This is a genomic window from Streptomyces lonarensis (assembly GCF_012033735.1).
GTDB classification, from domain to species: domain Bacteria; phylum Actinomycetota; class Actinomycetes; order Streptomycetales; family Streptomycetaceae; genus Streptomyces; species Streptomyces lonarensis.
Genome location: NZ_JAAVJD010000098.1, coordinates 1 through 19125 on the forward strand (window position 1 = coordinate 1; position 19125 = coordinate 19125).

The window sequence follows — 19125 nt, forward strand, 5'->3', positions numbered from 1 at the left end:
CCCCCGGGCCACGGCGTCCCGGGCGCCCCGCCGCCCGCACGGGTGGCGGGAAAGCCGCGGCGCCCGGCCGAAAGCCCCGGCGCCGGGCCGCCGCGGTCCGCAGCGGGAGGTGTCAGCGCCCCACCGCGTACCCCTGCATCCCGCGCGGATTGGCCGCGGCCGAGAGCACCCCCGTCTCCGGATCGCGCGCCACGGCGCACAGCCGCCCCTCCGTCCACGCCCCGGCCACGGTCACCCGGTGCCCCCGGGCCCGCAGCGCGGCAACCGTCTCCACCCCGGCGCGCTCCTCGACCGTCACGGAACCCGGGTCCATCCGGCGCGGGTAGAAGGAACTGGGGAAGCTGTCCTGGTGCCAGTTGGGCTCGTCCATCGCCCCCTGGAGGTCGAGCGAGCCCCGGACCCGCTCCCGCAGCGCCACCGACAGGAAGAAGTGCGTCTGCCACTGGTCCTGCTGGTCGCCGCCCGGGGTGCCGAACGCCATGACGGGGCGGCCGTCGCGCAGCGCCAGCGACGGGGAGAGCGTCGTGCGCGGACGGCGTCCGGGAGTCAGCGAGGACGGCAGCCCCGGTTCCAACCAGGTCATCTGCAGCCGGGTGCCGAGCGGGAAGCCGAGCCCCGCCACGACCGGGCTCGACTGCAGCCAACCGCCACTGGGCGTGGCGCTGACCATGTTGCCCCACCGGTCCACCACGTCCACGTGGCAGGTGTCCCCGCGGACCTCGCCGTCGCGGCCCACCGTCGGCTCGCCGGCGCCGGCCACCGGGTCCGGGGGCGTCCACCCCGGGAGCGTTCCCGCGGCGCCGGCCGCGTGGCGCCCGATCACCGGTGAGCGGCCGCCCGGCGACCCCGGCCGCAGCTCGTGCGAGGCATCGGGACCGATCAGCCGGCGGCGTTCGGCGTTGTACCCGGGGGAGAGGAGGTCGGTGAGCGGGACCTCCGCGGCGTCGCCGTACCAGGCCTCCCGGTCGGCCATGGCCAGCTTGCCGCCCTCGACCAGCGCGTGCACGTGATCCGGTGTCCCCAGGTCCTCCGCCGCCAGCCCCGGGTCGAGAAGGGCGAGTTGCTGGAGCAGCACGGGCCCCTGAGACCAGGGGCCGGGCTTGCAGACCGTCCAGCCCCGCCAGTCGTACCGCACCGGCTCCTCGAAGGAGGCGGAGTACCGGGCCATGTCCTCGCCCGTCAGGGTCGACGCGTGGCGCTCACCGGAGGAGTCCATCGCCGGCCGAGCCGCGTGCGCGTCCACCGCCTCGGCGACGAAGCCCTCCCGCCAGACCCGGCGGGCCGCCTCTATTCGCGCCTCGCGGTCGCCGCCGGCCGCCTCGGACTCGGCGACGAGGCGGCGCCAGGTGGCCGCCAGCGCCGGGTTGCGCAGCAGGTCGCCGCCGGCCGGGGCCCTGCCACCGGGGAGATAGACCTCCGCCGAGGAGGTCCACTCGTTCTCGAACAGCTCGCGGACCCGCTCGACCGCGACGCCGACCCGGTCGAGAGCGGGATGCCCGTGCTCCGCGTAGCCGATCGCGTAGCGCAGCACCTGCGCGGGGGAGCGGGTCCCCAGGTCGCGCAGCATCAGCATCCAGGCGTCGAACGCCCCGGGCACGGCCGCCGCCAGCGGGCCGGTGCCCGGCACCACGTCCAGGCCCAGCGAGGTGTAGTGCTCGATGGTCGCCGCCGCGGGGGCGGGCCCCTGCCCGCAGAGCACGCGCACCGGCCCGCCGGCCGGCGCCACGATTGCCGGCACCTCCCCGGCGGGCCCGTTGAGGTGGGGCTCGACCACCTGGAGGACGAAGCCCGCCGCCACGGCCGCGTCGAAGGCGTTTCCGCCGTCCTCCAGCACCGCCATCGCGGTCTGGGAGGCGAGCCAGTGGGTGCTGGAGGCCATGCCGAAGGTGCCCTGGAGTGTGGGTCGCGTCGTGAACATGCGGGGGAGCGTACGCGCCGGTCACCGCCGCGAACAGGGGCGGAATACCGCCGGGGGCCGGGGCGTTGCGGAGGACGTACGGGAGGAGACCCATGAACACCGACGGAAACCTCATCGACCGCTACCACCGCGCACAGCTCTTCTTCGACGCGCGCGACTACGGCGAGGCCGCCAGGATCACCCGCGGCCTCGTGGACGCGGAGCCGGGCCGACTGGACCTGCGGCTGCTGCTGGCGCGGGCGCTCTACCACTCCGCGCAGCTCAACCGCGCCGAGGAGGAGCTGCGCCTCATCGTCGACCGCTACCCGGACGAGTCCTACGCCCGGCTGATGCTGGGCCGCACCCTGGAGCGACTCGGCAGGCAGGCGGAGGCCGCGCCGCACCTGCGGCTGGCCGCGGCACTCAGCGGTGAGCCGGTGGACGCGCCCCGCCGCCTGGCGTCGGACAGCGGCGAGAGCTGAGTTCCGCCCCGTGCCCGGCGCGCGTGTGGCCGCGACGGTTCCCACCGTCGCGGCCACACCTGTTCCGGGAGCCGGTGCCCGTCAGCCGACCGGCATCGGCACCGGACGCGTCGCGGGGGAGGAGACGCCCGGGGCTGCGAGCCGCTCCGCGCCCTCGGGCACCGGGACGGCGCCGAAGATGAGCGCCTGCTGCTCCCGCAGCTCCGCCGCGCGCTCGGGCGAGGTGGACGGGAGCCGCTCCTCCTCGTACAGCGGGTGGGTCAGGGTCGCCGCGGCGCGGCTGGCAGGGGTGTGGAACTGGACCTCGTAGGGGTGGCCGGCGGCGGGTTCCCGCCAGGTCGAGTTGACGGCCTGGTAGCGGCCGGTGCTGCCCCAGGTGTTGGACCAGCGGACGGGGGCGTTGCGCCAGGCACTCAGCAGGTCGGCGGCGTCCGCGACGCCCTCGGTGTACCCCTCGTCCTCCCACTGCAGCGTGTAGCGCACCGAGTCGTTGATCTCGCCCAGCACGTCGTCCACGGACTTCTCCGGCGACTCGTCGAGCCAGGTCGCGACCTTGCGCTTGAGGGAACCCTCGGTCTTCAACCTGTTGTCGAAGCCGACCAGTTCGGCGGCGGTCAGTTCGGCGACCCGCAGCAGCTGGGGACTGATCCGCCGCTCCGCCTCCGCGGCGCGGTCGAGGTAGGCGTCGACCGCGGCGTTCTCCTCGCTGTCCAGCGTGAGTCCCTCGCCCTCCCAGGCCGGTTCCGGGGCCGGCTCCTGGACCGTGCGCGCCGTTGCGGCGGGCGACGGCTGGACGGCTGCGGCGGCGGGCGCCAGCAGCGCGGAGAGCACGGCGGCGGTGCCCAGCGCGCGGCGGACACGGATGCGGCGGAAGGTCATGCGCGGGTCCCCTGTCGTCAACGCGGCCCGGCGGGCCGCGGTCGGATGGTGCGCCCGGGACAACGCGCCGTCCGGCGCACGGTCACCGGCCACCGCCCGGACGGGCTACCTGGACGGGCGCGCGAGACCGCGCGCACCACGGCGCGCAGGCGTCGGAGCGCCCTAAGGGGGGCGCAGCACCGTCCGCGCGCCCCACGGGTCTCTCCGGGCGTGAGCCGTCGCCGACGCTGCCGACGCCAGGCCGTCGGCCTTCGGCCGCCGAGCCGCCCGGCGCCGACCGGCGGCGCCACCCGATGCCACAGCGACTCCCCGGACGACGCGGGGACGGTACGAGCACAGCCTCGGGACGGCACCCGGCGAACCGGAGGTGACTCGGGCGCCGATCACCGGGAAGCGGGCGGTGGCAGGGCGTGTGCTGCCCGTACGGGTGCGGGGTCGGGCGGTGCACGGTGCGGACAGGTCGTCCGGCGCGGGCCCGCTGCTGCCGCCCGGTGGTTCCCGGCTGCGGTGGCCCGTGCCCGCGGGAGGCCGCCGCCCCGTGCCATGCGGGCAGCGCGAGGCCGGGTCGGCCGGCGCACGGCGCCAGGGGGCGCGCCGGGGGCGCCCGGTGACTGGCATACTGCCGACCGTCCCGCAGCGAGAACAAGGGGGGTGATGGCCGTGACCTCGGCCTTCGTCGTCGTCGGAGAATGCGTCGCCGACATCGTCCGGCGGTCCGGTGAACCGGACCGGGTCCACGCGGGCGGCAGCCCGGCCAACGTCGCGTACGGGCTCGCGCTGCTCGGGCACGACACCACGCTGGCCACCGAGCTCGCCGACGACGAGCACGGCCGGTTGATCACCGGCCACCTGGCGTCCGCCGGGGTCACCGTCGAGGCCGCCGCCGTGCCGCGCACCCCGTCGGCCGTCGCGACGCTGGACGCCGAGGGGCGCGCCGACTACCGGTTCGACATCGAGTGGAGCCTCGCCGCGCCGCCCGCGGTCGCCCCGGGACGGCATCTGCACACCGGGTCCATCGCCGCGGTGCGGCAGCCCGGGGCCGGTGCCGTCCTGGACGCGCTGCGCGCCGCGTCGGGCCGCACGACCGTCAGTTACGACCCGAACGTCCGCCCCGCGCTGATGGGCGACCACGCCGCCGCGGTGGCGGGCGTCGAACGCTTCGTGGCGCTCAGCGACGTCACCAAGGCCAGCGACGAGGACCTGGAGTGGCTCTACCCGGGGCGTGCCCCGGAAGAGGTCGCCGAGTCCTGGGTCGAGCTGGGCTGCCCGCTGGTGCTGGTGACCCGCGGGCCGGACGGGGCGCTGGCCGCCACCGCGGACGGGCGCCGCGAGGTGCCCTCCCTGCCGGTCGACGTCGCCGACACGGTCGGCGCGGGCGACGCGTTCATGTCCGGCACCCTGCACGCCCTGGCCGGTCTCGGGGTGCTGGGGGAGGGTGGTCGCGGCCGGCTGGCGGCGCTCTCCGGTGAGGCGGTCGACGGGGTCCTCCGCACCGCCGCCACCTCCGCCGCCATCACGGTCGGCCGGGCGGGGGCCAACCCGCCACGCGCCGGTGAGTTGACCGCGGCGCTCGGCTGAACGGGGCGCGCGCCCGAGGACCCTGCCGAGGAGGGGACAACGCCCGGCGAGGTCCGCCGCTGTGGTGCCGCGACCGCCCGTAGGTGAACCGGACCGAGGTCGCGCCCGCCCGCACCGCCCCGCGCCGTCGGCCGCGTCCGCTCCCTCGACCGATCCGGGACGGGGCCCGGTCCCGGCAGGACGCCATGGGGGCAGCCGGTCAGCGCGGCCCTCACGGGCTGCCCGGTCGCTGCGTCGCTCTCACCTGGCCCGGCGGGGCGGTGCGTTGAGCGGGCCCGAGCCGGGCGCGCCGCCGCCGGCCCGCCCTGCGACTCCGCGCCCGCCCCCTCTGACGGCCCCCGCACCGTCGCCCCCGTTCGGGCACCGGCGCCCCTGACATCCCCGCCCGCGGCGCCGGCTGTTCGTCGCCCAGGGCCCGGCCGTGGCACCCGCTGCCGCTGCGAGGGGCGGAACGTGGCAGTGGTGCGCCCGGGGCGAATCCGGGGCCTCCGAAGGGGTTGGAGCACTCCCCGGATGGGCAACCACACCGATGGTGCTGGCATGTACATGATCAAAGATCACCATCGTCCCGGCCGTGTGCGGGCGCCGGCCCGTCCCCACCGCTCGTCGGGTGCCCGGTCCCACCCGGCAACTCCCCACTGGAGGCAGACCGTGACAACCGGCAAAGTATCCCGGGTCCTGGTGGCCCTGCTGGTCGTGGCGCTCACCTGGACCACCGGGCAGGCGTTCGCCGCCACGCCCGCACCCGACGCCGACCGCCCGCTCGCCGCACGTGTCGTCACCTACGACGCGAGCGGTGCCGCGGAGTTCGTCACCGCCGTGCACCGCGGTGCGGACGCCTGGAACGCCAGCGTGGCCAACGTGCGGCTGGTCCCCGCCCAGGCCGGCCAACGCGCCAACGTCCGCGTCGTCGCAGACAACGGCTGGCCCCGCGCCCAGCGGACCAGCCTCGGCAACGGCACCGTGTGGATGGGCCGGCAGGCCGTCAACGAGGGCTACAACACCGTCCGCATCGCCTCGCACGAGTTCGGGCACATCCTCGGGCTGCCGGACGTCAAGCCCGGCCCCTGCTCCAGCCTGATGTCCGGCTCCACCGGTGGGATCTCCTGCACCAACCAGTTCCCCAACGCCCAGGAACGCGCGACGGTCGAGCGGTACTTCGCGGGCTCCCTGCTGCTCGCCCCGGCCGCGACCACCCCGCACGCCCCCGCGCTCGCCGGTCGCTGACCGCCCGGCGCGACCGCTCCGTGCGTTCGGCGACCGGCCGGCCGCACGGAGCACCACTCCGCACGGGGCCGGTTGTGCCGCCGCGAGCCCGCCGGTAGCGCGGTGTCAGGCGCCGGCCGGGCCGTCCTCCGCGGACCGGTCCAGCGCGGCGCGCAGCGCCGACCGCAGACCGTCGTGGCCACGCCCCAGCGCGAAGAACGGATCGCGCCACCGCTCCTCCGGGTACCGGCGCACCGAGCGGTCGCGCAGATCGACCGGCTCCCACCGGTACCGCGGCCACACGGCGGCCACCGGACCCCCGGAGCCCGGAAGTTCCACGTCCACGCCGGAGCACGCCGGGTCCAGCGCCCGACACGTCTCCTCCACCGCCCCCGCCAGCCGGTCCACGTCCGCCAGGAACGCCACCCGACGCTCCCGCGGCAGCTCCGCGAACCGACGGACCGTCGGGTCGTCGCCCAGCAGCAGCGCGTGGCCCGGCAGGAACTGCGCCTCCGCCAGCACGGCGAAACCCGCGTCCAGCCGCCGCAACACCGCCGGGTTCTCCCCGCGCAACGCGCTCGCGACCCGGTCCTCGCGCCACCCCTCGTCCATGACGGCAGCCTATCGGGGACGTGACGCGGCCTTCCCGGCGGCGCCCGACCGCCCTCCCCGCGTGGGACGGGGGTCGAACACCGCTGCGAAACGCCGGTAGGGTCCCGGGCCATGAGCGACACACTCCTCCTCGTCACCGCCGTCGTGGCGGCCGTCGTCGGCGCGGCAGCGGCCGGGTGGTTCCTGCGCGGCCACGTCTACGGCCTCGCGCTCCGCCGAAAGCAGCGGTTCTTCGGGCTGCCCGACAACTCCGAGTGCCTGCTGGTGGTCAGCCGGGAGACCGGCGCGGACGGCGCGGTCTCACGCAACGACGTGTTCGCCCTGCTGGAACTCGCCGCTCTCATCAAGGCCTGCCACGCCAACGCCCAGGTGATGTCGGGTGACGCGCCGCAGCAGGGGTTCGGCGAGCGCACCGAGATATGCCTCGGCAACCCGCTCGGCAACCGCCGCATGGCCGCGCACCTGCACAGCCTCATGCCGGGCGTCAGCTTCGACACCGACACCGCGGCCGGCCCCGACCGCGGCTCCCTCACCGTCGGCACCGAGCGCCACCGCCTGGTCAACGGCTCCGTGGAGCATGTCCTGCTCGCCCGTCTCACCGCAGGACAGGGCGGCCGCCCCGTCTTCCTCGCCTGCGGACAGCGCTCCATCACCCACCAGGCCGCGGCGCGGCATCTGGCCAAACATCACGTCAAACTGGCCCGCCGCTACGGCTCCGGCGGCAACTTCGTGCTGCTGTTCCGCGTCGTCAACTCGCAGGCCTACGGCCCTGACGTGGTCGAAGTCATCGGCGACGTGACCAAGGAGGCGACGACCCCGCGCACCGGTCTCACCACGAGTAAGGGCGCCTGACGGGCCGTAACGTACGCTGACTCCTCGGTCGGCCCGTGGCCGGCGCGTCGCCGAGAGTGTGCGAGGAGCAGCATGACGGACGCCCGCCCCGTCTACCAACGGATTGCAGACGACCTGCGCCGCAGGATCGACGACGGCACCCTCCCCGTCGGTGCGCGCATCCCCTCGCGCGCCGAACTCCGGCGGGCCTACGACGCCAGTGACCAGACGGTCGACAGAGCCGTCCGGGTCCTCAAGGCCGCCGGCTACGCCCACGGCCAGTTCGGCCGGGGCGTCTTCGTCAGCGACCGCGTGCCCATCGGCGCCCTGGTGCGGGCCCCGCACACCGTCGACACGCCGCTCGCCGCCCGCCTGGTGCTGGGCGGCGGTGCCACCGCCGACCGGGAGCCCGAGGGGGTCCCGCCCGTCCACGGGAGCCCGGCTACCGCCGCCGCCGGTCCGCAGCTGGCGTGGGAGGCGACCTCGACGACCGGCACCGCACCCCCGCTGGTCGCCGAGCGCCTCGCGCTGGGGGCCGGCGCGCCCGTCGTCCGCACCGTGTACGAGTTCCTCGCCGACCGCCGGCCCCTGCAACTCTCCGTCAGCTGGGAGCCGCTGGCGCTCACCGGCGGCACCGAGGTGGAACGCCCCGACAGCGGCCCCTACGCCCGCTGCGGGGTTCCGGGCCGTTTCGCGGCCATTGGCATCCGCGTGGTGCGGGCCACGGAGGCGGTCGGCTCCCGCCCGGCCTCGCCCCTGGAGGCCGAGCAGCTCGGATGCTCGCCCGGACAGTCCCTGACCGTGGTGGAACGTACCCACTACGACGACCGCCGACGGCCGGTCGAGACCTCCGAGACGGTGGTACGGGGCGACCGCTGGCGCCTGGAGTACCCGATCGACCTCGTCGCGCCCCACCCGGTCGCCGCCCGCTGACCCGACCCGCGAAGCGCTGCCCCCGGCCGTCGCCTGTCGGCTGCCGCCGCTGCCGCGCTGCCGAGGCGCTCGGAGCCACGCCGCCCCCGGCTGCGGCGCGCGGCCCGCGACCGGTTCCCCGTCCGCGATCGGCTCCCTGCCCGCGGTGGGGGCCACGACCGGCGGCCCGGTGCCGTCGCGTCCCGTGGGGCGCCCGGGACGCGGCGCACCTCCGCCGTACGAAGAGCAGCCCGGTGCCGGTGCCCCACGCGTCGCGCCCGCCGAGCGTCGGGCGTCGGGCGACCCGGCGTCTCCTCCCCGTCCGGCCCGGCGCGACGGGGACACCGCCACCCGCCCGGCGTCAGCCGTCGGTGGGGCCCCCGAGGTCGAGGTCCACGACCACGGGGGCGTGGTCGGAGGCGCCCTTCCCCTTGCGCTCCTCGCGGTCGACGTAGGCGTCGGAGACCGCCGTGGCGAAGGGCGCGTTGCCGTAGACGAGGTCGATCCGCATGCCCTTGTTCTTCGGGAAGCCCAGCGCCCGGTAGTCCCAGTAGGTGAAGGGGTGGTCGTACTTCAGCGGGCGGGGGACGACGTCCCGCAGGCCGGTCTCGCGCAGTGCCGCCAGCGCTGCCCGCTCGGGGCCGGTCACGTGCGTGGCGTCGGTGAACTGCGTGATGTCCCAGACGTCCTCGTCGGCCGGGGCGATGTTGAAGTCCCCGAGCACCGCGAACGGCCGCTCGGCCGCGGCGTCGGCCGCGACCGCGGTCCGCAGCGCCGCCAGCCACTCCAGCTTGTAGGTGTAGTGGGGGTGGTCGACCTCGCGCCCGTTGGGCACGTACACCGACCACACCCGGACCCCGCCGCAGACGGCGCTGACCGCGCGCGGCTCCACCGCTCCGTCGTACGCGGGCCCGTCCGGCAGCCCGGTCCGTACCTCGGTCAGCCCCACGCGGGAGATGACGGCCACGCCGTTCCACCGGCCGGTGCCGTGCGACGCGGCCTCGTACCCGAGATCGCGCAGCGGGCCCGTGGGGAACGCGTCGTCGCCGCATTTCAGCTCCTGCACGCAGAGCACGTCGGTCCCGGAGGACTCCAGCCAGGCCAGTAGCCGCGGCAGGCGGGAGGTGATGGAGTTGACGTTCCAGGTGGCGATACGCATGGCTTCTCTTCCTCGGACGTGCGGACGTGCGGACGTGCGGGACGTGCAGGGTGCGGCGCGTGGAGCGCCGGCGGACGGGCGCGGCGGAGGGGCGGGCCAGGGCTCAGAGGGTGAGCGTGCCGCCCGGCGTGAGCCGCGTGTACTCCGCGCCGCCGAGGCCGGGGCCGGCGGGGCCGAGCTGGCGGGTGTAGACGGCGTGGCCCGGCTCCGCCAGCAGCCCGTCGTGGACCGCCAGGGCGCGGGCGGGAGCGACCTCGCGCACGTAGTCGACGACCTCGGAGAACTTGTTCCACGGTGCGTGGACGGGCAGCAGCAGGTTGGCCACGGGCCGCCCCGGGAGGGTGAGCGCGTCCCCGGGGTGGAAGAGCGCACCGTCCACCAGGAAGCCGATGTTGGTGACGCGCGGGATGTCCGGGTGGATGACGGCGTGCAGTTCGCCGTGGACCTCGACCGAAAAGCCGGCCGCCTCGAAGGTGTCGCCGTTGCCGACGGTCCGCACCCGCCCGGGGTAGGCGGCCGACAGCTGGTCGGCGACGCTGCGCAGCGTCCAGATGGTGACCGCCGGGTCGGCGTCCAGCGCGGCGCGGAGCCTGCCCTCGTCGAAGTGATCCGGGTGCTCGTGCGTGACCAGCACCGCCTCCGCGCCCAGCGCGGCCTCCGGCTCGCTGAAAGCTCCCGGGTCGATGACCAGGCTGCGGCCGCCGCGGGTCAGCCGTACGGACGAGTGCCCCTGCTTGGTGAACTCCATGCGGGCCATTGTGCCCCGCGGGACGGCGCGCCGGGGGAGGCTCCTCGGGGCCGTGACGCGTCCCTGCGGTGCATCCCGTCGGGACAGCCCGCCACCGCACGCGGGAGGGGGCGGTGGGAGTCTCCTCCCACCGCCCCCTCCCGGGCGTGGCCGCGGTGTCACTGGGCTGCGGCGCGCGCCTCCCGGCGGTCCTCACGGAAGGCGTAGACGCGGCGCGCGGTGGCGAACAGCGGGATGACCGCGGCGAGCACGACCTGCATCGAGCAGGCGGTCTGCAGCATCAGCTCGCCGCCGGGGGCGTCGAAGGCCCAGGCGGTCAGCATGCCCATGCAGAGCGTGATCCAGGCCAGCATGGCGCCGGCCAGCGGTCCGCGCGGCTTGGGGTACTCGACCCGGCTCACCATCAGCCAGGCGACACCCACGATCGCCAGCAGCGTCGGCACGAAGGGCAGCTCCAGCAGGACGATGGAGACCACGGTCAGCGCCCCGAACGGGCACGGCATGCCCTGGAAGACGCCGTCGGGCATCGAGACGCAGGAGAAGCGGGCGAGCCGCAGGATCACGGCCAGCAGCACCACGATCGCCGCCAGCGCCGACAGCGGCTCGTGGATGTCGCCGACGACCATGCCCCACACCAGCACGAAGTAGGCGGGCGCCAGTCCGAAGCTGATCAGGTCCGAGAGGTTGTCGAGCTCGGCGCCCATCGGGGAGCTGCGCAGCTTGCGCGCCACCAGGCCGTCGAACAGGTCGAAGATGGACGCCAGCAGCATCAGCAGCACGGCGGTCGCGGCGTTGTTGCGCACGACGCCCACGTCACCGGTGCCCGTGAGGTGCGGGATCAGCACCCCGGAGGTGGTGAAGTACACGGCCAGGAAGCCGCAGGTCGCGTTGGCGAGCGTCAGCGCGTCGGCGATCGACAGCCGCAGCGACAGCGGCATGTCGTCGTCATCGTCCGTCTCGTCCTCGGGGGCCCACGTCCCCTGGGACTTGCGGTCAATCACGGTCAAGGCGAGTCACCCCCGCGGTGGTGGGCTGACCGACCTCGACGGCCGGGTCGATGCCCTCGGGCAGGTAGACGTCCACACGTGAACCGAAGCGGATCAGGCCGATGCGCTCACCCTGCTCGACCTTGCACCCCTGCGGCACGTACGGAACGATCCGGCGTGCCACCGTACCCGCGATCTGCACCATCTCGATGTCGCCCAGCTCACTGTCGAAGTGCCAGACCACCCGCTCGTTGTTCTCGCTCTCCTTGTTGAACGCGGGCACGTAGCCGCCGGGGACGTGCTCCAGCGAGCGGACCGTGCCGGCCACCGGGGCGCGGTTGACGTGCACGTTCAGCGGGCTCATGAAGATCGCGACCCGGGTACGGCCGTCCGCCCACGGCATGATCGACTGCACCACTCCGTCGGCCGGGGAGATCACCCGGCCGGTCGCGATCTCCCGGTCGGGGTCGCGGAAGAACCACAGCATGCCGGCGGCGAGCACCGTCGTCGGCACGGCCACGGCGGCCCAGCGGCCGGAGTGACGGGCCTTGGCGAGGCTCAGCGCGGCGGTGGCGACGGTCGGCACCACCCACGGGGAGGCACCGCGCGCGAAACGCACTCGGCCGGGTTCTTCGGAGAGAGAGCGGTGGGGCATGGGAGACCATTCGTAGCGGGAGGAGATCGCGCCGAGAGACGGGCGATTACCAGGAATGCTATCGGCTGTCAGGGGTAACGGAGCAAGCCGCCGCGGGGCATGGCGCCGTCATCGCAGGCCTGGCTGTGCACTTTTCGCCACTCGGGACGTTCGGATGGGGCCCTTCGGCCCGGTTCGCGGCTCTCCTCCGCTCCGTACCCGGCCATGATCACACCCAATCGTCTACTCTCGGCCAGTCGCAGGGCGTCACCGCGGAGTGACAGCGCCGTGGGGGGCGCCGCGGCGGCGCCGCAGGGCGGCCGGGCGGGCCGGTGCCCGACCGCCGCGCCCACCGGCGCCGCCCCTCGGTCAGCCCGCCGTCGGCGGCTCGAACCGGGAGGTGCGGCGCAACCCCGCGGCGCGGCCCTTGCCGGACACCACCAGCGCCATCTTGCGGCTCGCCTCGTCGATCATCTCGTCGCCCAGCATCACCGAGCCCTTGGCGCCGCCCGCCACCGAGGTGTGGTGCGCGTAGGCGTCCAGGATCAGCTCCGCGTGGTCGAAGTCGTCCTGGGTGGGCGAGTAGATCTCGTTGGCCGCCTCGATCTGCGCCGGGTGCAGCACCCACTTGCCGTCGAAGCCGAGCGCGGCGGTGCGGCCGGCCGCCTGACGGAACCGTTCGGTGTCGCGGACGGCGAGGTAGGGGCCGTCGATCGGCTGGAGGTCGTGGGCGCGCGCCGCCATCAGGATGCGCATCAGGATGTAGTGGTAGGCGTCGGCGGGGTAGCCGGGCGGCTGCTCGCCCACCACCAGCGACTTCATGTTGACCGAGGCCATCAGGTCGGCCGGCCCGTAGACCAGCGTCTCCAGCCGCGGCGAGGCCGCCGCGATGGCGTCCACGGCCACCAGGCCCCGGGCGTCCTCGATCTGCGCCTCGATGCCGATCCCGCCCACCCGCAGCCCGAGCCCCTTCTCGATCTGCGTCAGCAGCATGTCCAGCGCGGTCACCTGCCGGGGGTCGCTCACCTTCGGCAGGATCAGGCAGTCCAGGTGCTCGCCGGCGCCCTCCACCACGGTGATCACGTCGCGGTACGCCCAGTGCGTGGTCCAGTCGTTGATCCGCACGGTGCGGGTGCGGTCCGCCCAGTCGCCCTCGTTGAGGGCGGTGACGGCCGCGTGCCGGGCGTCCTCCTTCACCGGGGGCGCGCAGGCGTCCTCCAGGTCGAGGAAGAAGTGGTCGGAGGGGAGCGTCTGCGCCTTCTCCACGAACCGCGGGTTGGACGCCGGGACGGCCAGGCAGGAACGACGCGCGCGGCGGGTCGGGACCGTCGCGGCCGGGGTCTGGGCGGGGGCGACTGACACGGGGGTTCCTCCGTCGTGGTGGGTGGTGCGCCGCCGTCCCGGTCGGTGGACGGCGGGTGGTGCGTGGGGTCGGCCCCGCCGGAACGGGCGGGCCGCTCAGCCGTGCTGCTGGAGCGCGCGTTCGATGGTGCGCATCAGCTCCGGCAGCGGCGCGTCGGTGGAGGCGACCGTGACGAGCACCTGGCCGCCGCCCGCAGTGGTCCGCGGCTCCGCGCCGGGGGCGCGTCCGGTGAAGGCGGGCAGGGTGCCGAAGGTGCGCCGGACGATCGCGAAGGCGTGGTCGAGCTCGGCGGCCACGTCCCCCTCGCCCCCGGCCCGGAGCCACCGCCGCAGAACGTGGTTGTGCGCGGTCACGACGGAGGAGGCGGCGACCTCCGCGAGGAGCGGTTCGTCGCCGTTGGGGGAGTCCTCGTCGAACCGGCTGAGGAGGTAGCGGGTGAACAGCCGCTCGTAGCGGGCCACCGAGGCGATCTCCCGCTCCCGCAGCGCCGGCACCTCGCGCGTCAGCCGGTACCGCTCCACGGACACCGCCGGGGATGCGGTGTACATCCGCATGACCTCCTTGATGCCGCGGCAGATGGTGTCCACCGGGTTCTCCCCGGGGGTCGCGGCCTCCAGCACGGCGCGGGCGCGCTCCAGCGTGTCGTCGTGGTCCGGGAAGATCGCCTCCTCCTTGGACCGGAAGTGCCGGAAGAAGGTGCGCCGGGCGACGCCGGCCGCGGCGGCGATCTCGTCCACCGTGGTGGCCTCGTAGCCCCGGGTGGTGAACAGCTCCATGGCGGCGGCCGCGAGCTGTCGGCGCACCTTGAGGCGCTGAGCGGCGGGCTGCGGGCGCGATGACTTCACCGGATGGGCCATGGAGCGAACGTACTGTATCGGCGGTGCGGTCCGTGGTGGTGTCCGTCCGGTCGGGTCGACGCCCGGCCGGACCGCGCTTCCTCCCCGCCCGTCCCGGCGCCGACCGCGGGCGAGTTTTCCGCGTGGCGCGGTCGGCGGGTAGATTTGCCCGCCGGTCGGCACGGCCGGGCGCGCGGCAGCGAGGCCCCGAGCGGGGGCGGATACGGCGGAGTGGTGAGTTCACGGACAACGGCGGCACATGAGGCGGCGCGGCGCAGGACGTTCGCGGTGATCTCCCACCCGGACGCGGGCAAGTCGACGCTCACCGAGGCGCTGGCGCTGCACGCCCGGGCGATCACCTCCGCCGGCGCGGTGCACGGCAAGGGCGACCGGCGGGGCGTGACCTCCGACTGGATGGCGATGGAGCAGGCCCGGGGCATCTCGGTGACGTCCGCCGTGCTCCAGTTCGACTACCGCGACAACGTCCTCAACCTGCTCGACACCCCCGGCCACGCCGACTTCTCCGAGGACACCTACCGGGTGCTGGCGGCGGTCGACTGCGCCGTCATGCTGATCGACGCGGCCAAGGGCCTGGAGGAGCAGACCCGCAAGCTGTTCGACGTCTGCCGCCACAGGGGCGTCCCGGTCATCACCTTCGTCAACAAGTGGGACCGGCCCGGGCGTGAGGCCCTGGAGCTGATGGACGAGATCGAGCGCGAGTTCCGGCTGCGGCCCACTCCCGTGACCTGGCCGATCGGCATCGCCGGCGAGATGCGCGGGACGCTGGACGCCCGGGACCCGGACGCCGCGCTGCGCTACACCCGCGCCCCCGGCGGGGAGAAGGCCGCCGCCGAGGAGCGGCTCGACGCCGCCACCGCGCGGGAGGTCTTCGGCGACGACTACGACCGGGCCGTCGAGGAGCTGGAGCTGCTGACGGAGACCGGCGGCGGCCACGACCCCGAGGACTTCCTGGCGGGGCGCTCGACCCCTGTCTTCTTCGGCGCCGCGCTCTCCAACATCGGCGTGCGGGTCCTGCTGGACGCGGTGGTGGACCTGGCGCCCCCGCCGGCCGCCCGGCGGCTCGCGGACGGCGGGGAGCGCCCGGTCGACGCGGAGTTCTCCGGCCTGGTCTTCAAGATGCAGGCCAACATGGACCCCTCCCACCGCGACCGCATCGCCTTCCTGCGGGTCTGCTCCGGCGTCTTCGAGCGGGGCATGACCGTGACCCGCGCGGCCTCCGGCCGTCCGTTCGCCACCAAATACGCGCACAGCGTCTTCGGCCAGGACCGGACCTCGGTGGAACTGGCCTACCCGGGCGACGTGGTCGGCCTGGTGAACGCTGCGCAGCTGCGGGTGGGCGACACCCTGCACACCGGCAAGCGGGTCGAGTTCCCGCCGATGCCGACCTTCGCGCCCGAGCACTTCGCCATCGTCCGACCGACCGACATCGCGAAGTCCAAGCAGTTCCGCCGCGGCATCGCGCAGCTGGACGAGGAGGGCGTGGTCCAGGTCCTCGTCTCCGACATCCGCGGTGAGCAGGCGCCCGTGCTGGCGGCGGTGGGCCCGATGCAGTTCGACGTGGTGCGCCACCGGATGGAGCACGAGTTCTCCTCACCGGTGCGGCTGGAGATGCTGCCCTACCACCTCGCCCGCGCCACCGATCCGGCCGGCGGCGAGGCGCTGAACCGCTCCCGGCTGGTGCACGGCGAGGCGATGCTGCGTGTCAAGGACAAGGTGACGCTGGCGCTGTTCCCCAGCCGCTGGCACGTCGGCTCCTTCGAGCGGGAGTTCCCGGACTCCCCGCTCGAGCCGCTGATTGCCGCGCACGAGCAGGACTGACCGGGCTGGCCGGACCGGCGGGGGCCCGAGGACTCACCATGGGTCCCCGGCCCGGTGGTCGCAGACCAGCTCGCCGTGCGGTTCCAGTGCCACGGAGACCGGCAGCACGAACAGTGCGTCGTCGTCCTCCGGGGTCCGCTGTGGGCCGTGCGGGGTGAGGACGGCGGTGGTGCCGCGCCAGCGCTGCCAGCCCAGCCGCTCGTAGAACGACAGCGCGTCGGCGGTCGAGGAGAGCGCGCCCAGCGCGTACCGCTCGCGGACGACCCGCTCGACCGCGGCGAGCAGCGCCGCCCCGTGGCCGCGCCCGCGATGCCCCGCCGCCACGGCCACGCCCTCGACGTATCCCGTGTGCAGGGTGCGGCCCCGGTGGGTGAGCCGCCGTCCGACGACGGCCGCGTGGCCGATCAGCTCGCCGTCCTCGTCGAGCGTGATGTGGACACCCCCGAGGCAGTGCTCCCAGTCGGACGGGTCGACGTCGGGTCCGAAGGCGGTGGCGAACAGGGCGTGCGCCGCGGCCAGCCGCGCGGCGGGCAGCTCCGCGGTGGGGGCGGTGCGCAGGACGGCCCGGGTCATGCGGCCGTCGTCCCGGCGCTGCGCCACGCCGGCCGCCGCGGCCCGCGGCCGTCCGGCCCCGTCACGGGGCCAGCGGCGAGATGAGGTCGGCGACCACCGCGAAGTGGTCGGAGGGCCAGACCCCGTCCACCGGGCGGTTCCCGGCGACCCGGACGTCGCGGATGCCGAACGGGCCGGGGGTGCCCAGCGGCGGCATCGAGAGGTGGATGTAGTCGATGCGGGCGTCCACGTCCATCGGATGGCGGACGTAGGGGTTGGCGGCGCTCCAGGTGGCCCACGGCGTGCCCGGCGCCGCGTGCCGCCACACGTCGATCATGGCCTGGCCGGGAACGGCGGGCGCCGTGCGGACGCCGGCGAAGCGCCGTAGCTCGTCCGAGTCCGACTCCGCGTTGAAGTCGCCGGTCACCACGGCGGGGAAGTCGCCGTCGGGCCGGATCTCCGCCACCAGGCGCGCCACTTCGTCCACCTGCGCCGTGCGGATGGCGGAGCCCGCGGGCGCCGCGTGGAGGTGGGTGGTGATCACCGGGAACCGGGCGGAGCCGGTGTCGACGAGGGCGTGCACCGCGACGCGGCCCTCGGGCGGCCCGTCGCCGTGTGGCAGCGGCCGCACACCGGAACCCACCAGCGGCCAGCGGCTGAGGAGGGCGTTGCCGACGCCGACGGAGGGATCGGCGTGCCCCTGCCAGTAGGGCGGGACGCCGGCGGGCCCGAAGACGTGCTCCAGCCCCAGTTCCTCGGCGATCACCGCGGCGAAGTTGGTGGCGCCGGCCGACCAGACCTCCTGGAGGGCGATGACGTCGGGATCGAGTTCCCGCAGCGTGGCGATGATCGCCCGCTGCCGTTCCTCCCACGGGCCGAACCGCCACCACAGATTCCACGTCACTATGCGCACGGCCACGATGGTACGTTCGCCGCGCCGTCGGCCGTGACCGCGCCACCGGAGCGCCGCCCGCGCGCCCCCGCTCGGCCGGGGCAGGTCAGAGCAGGGTGAGCTGGGTGGCGCCGGGCCCCTCCCGCCCCTCGCTCGGCGTCGCCCCGGCGGCGCCGGGACCGGGGCGCCGGAAGCGGTGGGCCCCGGGCCGGGGCAGGGGCCCGATCCCGTACTCGGCCGCCAGCTCGTGGACCTGTCCGGTCACGCGTCGCTGGTACCAGCGCGGTGCGTAGGCGCCGTCCCCGTACAGCCCCCGGTAGGAGGGGAGCAGCTGCGGGTGGTGCTCCCCGAGCCACCGCAGGAACCACTCCCGTGCGCCGGGCCGCAGGTGCAGCGCCAGCGGGGTGACCGAGACGGCGCCCGCGGCGGCGACCGCCCGCACGGTCGCGCGCAGCTGATCCGGGGAGTCACCGAGAAACGGGACGACCGGGGCCATCAAGACCCCCACCGGTACCCCCATGCCCGTCAGCGTCCGCACCACGTCGAGCCGGCGCAGCGGGGAGGGGGTGCCGGGTTCGACGGTGCGCCACAGCTCCTCGTCGACGAAGCCGACGGAGACGGAGACCCCGACGTCCGCGGTTCGTGCGGCCCGGGCGATCGCCTCCGCGTCGCGGAGCACCAGCGTGCCCTTGGTGAGGATCGAGAAGGGGTTGCCGTGCTCGGTGAGCGCGTCGAGTATGCCCGGCATCAGCCGGTAGCGGCCCTCCGCGCGCTGGTAGCAGTCGACGTTGGTGCCCATCGCGATGTGCTGTCCCTGCCAGCGGCCGGTGGCGAGCTCCCGGCGCAGCACCTCGGGGGCGTTCACCTTGACCACGATCTGGCTGTCGAACCCGGCCCCGGTGTCCAGGTCGAGGTAGGCGTGCGTACGGCGCGCGAAGCAGTACACGCAGGCGTGCGAGCAGCCACGATACGGGTTCACGGTCCACTCGAACGGCATGCGGGACGCCCCGGGGACCCGGTTGACGAGGGAGCGGGCGCGCACCTCGTGGAAGGTGATGCCGCGGAACTCCGGGGTGTCCACGGTGCGGGTGACGACGTCGGTCCCGAACAGGCCGGGGGCCGCGTTCCGGTCGTCGTCGCTCAGGTTGTTCCAGCGCATATGTCCTCCTCCGTCCCCACCAGAATAGAACACGTGTTCGTCAAGGGCGAGGGTGTTGTCCCCGGTCGACCGGTCCGGCGCCCAACGGGACTCCGCGGCCTCCGCGTTCATCCACCCGGCGCAACGCCCCGGGCGGCCGTTCGAGTGGATTCCGGCGCGGGTCCGGCGTCTGCGGTGGGGCCGCCGTCACCCGCGGAGCCGTTGTGCGGCAAGACCCCGCGCTGCCCCGCCGCCCCCACGTGCCCGCGCCCGTCCGCCCGACGCGGCCGCGCCCCGGCTTGCCCTGTCCCGACCCTGCTGCCAGTAATAGGCGCCGACGACGGTTGGGCGCCCGCAGGCGGGCGCGAGGGCGAGAGGGCGGCGGAGATGAGCGTCGACACCGACCGGCTCGGCCCGGGGCCGCGCACCTCCGGTGCCCGGGTACGCCCGGCGGCGCTGCCCGAGAGTGCGTCACCGCCCTGCACGGTGACGGCGCAGCTGCTGCCCGCGCAACGGCCGCCCGGTGCGCCGGCCGGGCTCGGTGAGCGGGTCGGAACGACCGCCCGGGGCCCGGTGCGGGT

The 19125-nt window shown here is 75.0% G+C and carries 19 protein-coding genes; 7 read left to right on the top strand and 12 right to left on the bottom strand.

Annotated elements, in window-relative coordinates; genetic code table 11:
• Positions 1-112 precede the first annotated feature (112 nt).
• Positions 113-1918, bottom strand: a complete 1806-nt coding sequence (locus tag HCN56_RS13850; RefSeq protein WP_167970934.1) for a gamma-glutamyltransferase family protein — start codon at positions 1916-1918, stop codon at positions 113-115.
• Between the two features lie 92 nt (positions 1919-2010).
• Here HCN56_RS13850 and HCN56_RS13855 point away from each other — a divergent pair, with 92 nt between their 5' ends.
• Positions 2011-2379, top strand: a complete 369-nt coding sequence (locus HCN56_RS13855; protein ID WP_167970936.1) for a tetratricopeptide repeat protein — start codon at positions 2011-2013, stop codon at positions 2377-2379.
• 81 nt (positions 2380-2460) lie between these two features.
• Here HCN56_RS13855 and HCN56_RS13860 read toward each other — a convergent pair whose 3' ends face one another.
• Entirely contained in the window at positions 2461-3258 is a 798-nt protein-coding gene (locus HCN56_RS13860) for an ATP nucleotide 3'-pyrophosphokinase (protein ID WP_167970938.1), read from the bottom strand.
• A gap of 654 nt (positions 3259-3912) precedes the next feature.
• On the opposite strand from HCN56_RS13860, the gene HCN56_RS13865 reads away from it, so the two are divergent.
• Together HCN56_RS13865 and HCN56_RS13870 are read left to right on the top strand one after the other, a co-directional pair.
• Positions 3913-4836 (top strand): carbohydrate kinase family protein, encoded by a 924-nt coding sequence (locus HCN56_RS13865; RefSeq protein ID WP_167970941.1) that lies wholly within the window; start codon positions 3913-3915, stop codon positions 4834-4836.
• 651 nt (positions 4837-5487) lie between these two features.
• Positions 5488-6063: a snapalysin family zinc-dependent metalloprotease gene (locus HCN56_RS13870; protein WP_376770875.1), complete on the top strand. Its 576-nt coding sequence runs from the start codon at positions 5488-5490 to the stop codon at positions 6061-6063.
• A gap of 105 nt (positions 6064-6168) precedes the next feature.
• Here HCN56_RS13870 and HCN56_RS13875 read toward each other — a convergent pair whose 3' ends face one another.
• Positions 6169-6654: an HIT family protein gene (locus HCN56_RS13875; protein ID WP_167970943.1), complete on the bottom strand. Its 486-nt coding sequence runs from the start codon at positions 6652-6654 to the stop codon at positions 6169-6171.
• A 111-nt stretch (positions 6655-6765) separates the two neighbouring features.
• Here HCN56_RS13875 and HCN56_RS13880 point away from each other — a divergent pair, with 111 nt between their 5' ends.
• Together HCN56_RS13880 and HCN56_RS13885 are read left to right on the top strand one after the other, a co-directional pair.
• Entirely contained in the window at positions 6766-7506 is a 741-nt protein-coding gene (locus tag HCN56_RS13880; protein WP_167970945.1) for a hypothetical protein, read from the top strand.
• A 72-nt stretch (positions 7507-7578) separates the two neighbouring features.
• Positions 7579-8418, top strand: coding sequence for a GntR family transcriptional regulator (locus HCN56_RS13885; RefSeq protein ID WP_167970947.1), 840 nt, complete (start codon positions 7579-7581; stop codon positions 8416-8418).
• Between the two features lie 340 nt (positions 8419-8758).
• Here HCN56_RS13885 and HCN56_RS13890 read toward each other — a convergent pair whose 3' ends face one another.
• The 6 genes from HCN56_RS13890 to HCN56_RS13915 all read right to left on the bottom strand — a co-directional run bounded on the left by HCN56_RS13890 (position 8759) and on the right by HCN56_RS13915 (position 14144).
• Positions 8759-9556, bottom strand: coding sequence for an exodeoxyribonuclease III (locus HCN56_RS13890; RefSeq protein WP_167970949.1), 798 nt, complete (start codon positions 9554-9556; stop codon positions 8759-8761).
• Between the two features lie 103 nt (positions 9557-9659).
• A complete protein-coding gene (locus HCN56_RS13895; protein ID WP_167970951.1) occupies positions 9660-10304 on the bottom strand; it encodes an MBL fold metallo-hydrolase in 645 nt (214 codons plus the stop codon).
• A 158-nt stretch (positions 10305-10462) separates the two neighbouring features.
• The gene (gene pssA / locus HCN56_RS13900; RefSeq protein ID WP_209312711.1) at positions 10463-11311 is read right to left on the bottom strand and encodes a CDP-diacylglycerol--serine O-phosphatidyltransferase; all 849 of its coding nucleotides are present in this window, start codon (positions 11309-11311) and stop codon (positions 10463-10465) included.
• Positions 11298-11945, bottom strand: a complete 648-nt coding sequence (locus tag HCN56_RS13905) for a phosphatidylserine decarboxylase (RefSeq protein ID WP_167931927.1) — start codon at positions 11943-11945, stop codon at positions 11298-11300. Before HCN56_RS13905 ends, pssA begins: the two co-directional genes overlap by 14 nt.
• Positions 11946-12293: 348 nt before the next feature.
• Positions 12294-13286, bottom strand: coding sequence for an HpcH/HpaI aldolase/citrate lyase family protein (locus tag HCN56_RS13910; RefSeq protein WP_167970953.1), 993 nt, complete (start codon positions 13284-13286; stop codon positions 12294-12296).
• Between the two features lie 96 nt (positions 13287-13382).
• Positions 13383-14144 (bottom strand): TetR family transcriptional regulator, encoded by a 762-nt coding sequence (locus HCN56_RS13915; RefSeq protein ID WP_209312712.1) that lies wholly within the window; start codon positions 14142-14144, stop codon positions 13383-13385.
• Positions 14145-14357: 213 nt separating this feature from the next.
• On the opposite strand from HCN56_RS13915, the gene HCN56_RS13920 reads away from it, so the two are divergent.
• A complete protein-coding gene (locus tag HCN56_RS13920) occupies positions 14358-15962 on the top strand; it encodes a peptide chain release factor 3 (RefSeq protein WP_312871223.1) in 1605 nt (534 codons plus the stop codon).
• 33 nt (positions 15963-15995) lie between these two features.
• On the opposite strand, the gene HCN56_RS13925 is transcribed toward HCN56_RS13920, so the two are convergent.
• The 3 genes from HCN56_RS13925 to HCN56_RS13935 all read right to left on the bottom strand — a co-directional run bounded on the left by HCN56_RS13925 (position 15996) and on the right by HCN56_RS13935 (position 18565).
• Positions 15996-16535 (bottom strand): GNAT family N-acetyltransferase, encoded by a 540-nt coding sequence (locus HCN56_RS13925; protein ID WP_167970957.1) that lies wholly within the window; start codon positions 16533-16535, stop codon positions 15996-15998.
• A 61-nt stretch (positions 16536-16596) separates the two neighbouring features.
• A complete protein-coding gene (locus tag HCN56_RS13930) occupies positions 16597-17427 on the bottom strand; it encodes an endonuclease/exonuclease/phosphatase family protein (protein ID WP_312871224.1) in 831 nt (276 codons plus the stop codon).
• A gap of 85 nt (positions 17428-17512) precedes the next feature.
• Positions 17513-18565, bottom strand: coding sequence for an Rv2578c family radical SAM protein (locus tag HCN56_RS13935; protein WP_167970959.1), 1053 nt, complete (start codon positions 18563-18565; stop codon positions 17513-17515).
• Between the two features lie 366 nt (positions 18566-18931).
• Here HCN56_RS13935 and HCN56_RS25815 point away from each other — a divergent pair.
• On the top strand, positions 18932-19125 hold a 194-nt coding region (locus HCN56_RS25815; protein WP_209312713.1), incomplete at its 3' end, for a hypothetical protein.

Bases quoted from the DNA above. Each gene is read 5' to 3' on its own strand.
- HCN56_RS13855 (WP_167970936.1), top strand. From the start codon at position 2,011: ATGAACACCGACGGAAACCTCATCGACCGCTACCACCGCGCACAGCTC.
- HCN56_RS13895 (WP_167970951.1), bottom strand. From the start codon at position 10,304: ATGGAGTTCACCAAGCAGGGGCACTCGTCCGTACGGCTGACCCGCGGC.
- HCN56_RS13905 (WP_167931927.1), bottom strand. From the start codon at position 11,945: ATGCCCCACCGCTCTCTCTCCGAAGAACCCGGCCGAGTGCGTTTCGCG.
- HCN56_RS13865 (WP_167970941.1), top strand. From the start codon at position 3,913: ATGGCCGTGACCTCGGCCTTCGTCGTCGTCGGAGAATGCGTCGCCGAC.
- HCN56_RS13915 (WP_209312712.1), bottom strand. From the start codon at position 14,144: ATGGCCCATCCGGTGAAGTCATCGCGCCCGCAGCCCGCCGCTCAGCGC.
- HCN56_RS13880 (WP_167970945.1), top strand. From the start codon at position 6,766: ATGAGCGACACACTCCTCCTCGTCACCGCCGTCGTGGCGGCCGTCGTC.
- HCN56_RS13850 (WP_167970934.1), bottom strand. From the start codon at position 1,918: ATGTTCACGACGCGACCCACACTCCAGGGCACCTTCGGCATGGCCTCC.
- HCN56_RS13925 (WP_167970957.1), bottom strand. From the start codon at position 16,535: ATGACCCGGGCCGTCCTGCGCACCGCCCCCACCGCGGAGCTGCCCGCC.
- HCN56_RS13875 (WP_167970943.1), bottom strand. From the start codon at position 6,654: ATGGACGAGGGGTGGCGCGAGGACCGGGTCGCGAGCGCGTTGCGCGGG.
- HCN56_RS13890 (WP_167970949.1), bottom strand. From the start codon at position 9,556: ATGCGTATCGCCACCTGGAACGTCAACTCCATCACCTCCCGCCTGCCG.
- HCN56_RS13860 (WP_167970938.1), bottom strand. From the start codon at position 3,258: ATGACCTTCCGCCGCATCCGTGTCCGCCGCGCGCTGGGCACCGCCGCC.
- HCN56_RS13935 (WP_167970959.1), bottom strand. From the start codon at position 18,565: ATGCGCTGGAACAACCTGAGCGACGACGACCGGAACGCGGCCCCCGGC.
- HCN56_RS13885 (WP_167970947.1), top strand. From the start codon at position 7,579: ATGACGGACGCCCGCCCCGTCTACCAACGGATTGCAGACGACCTGCGC.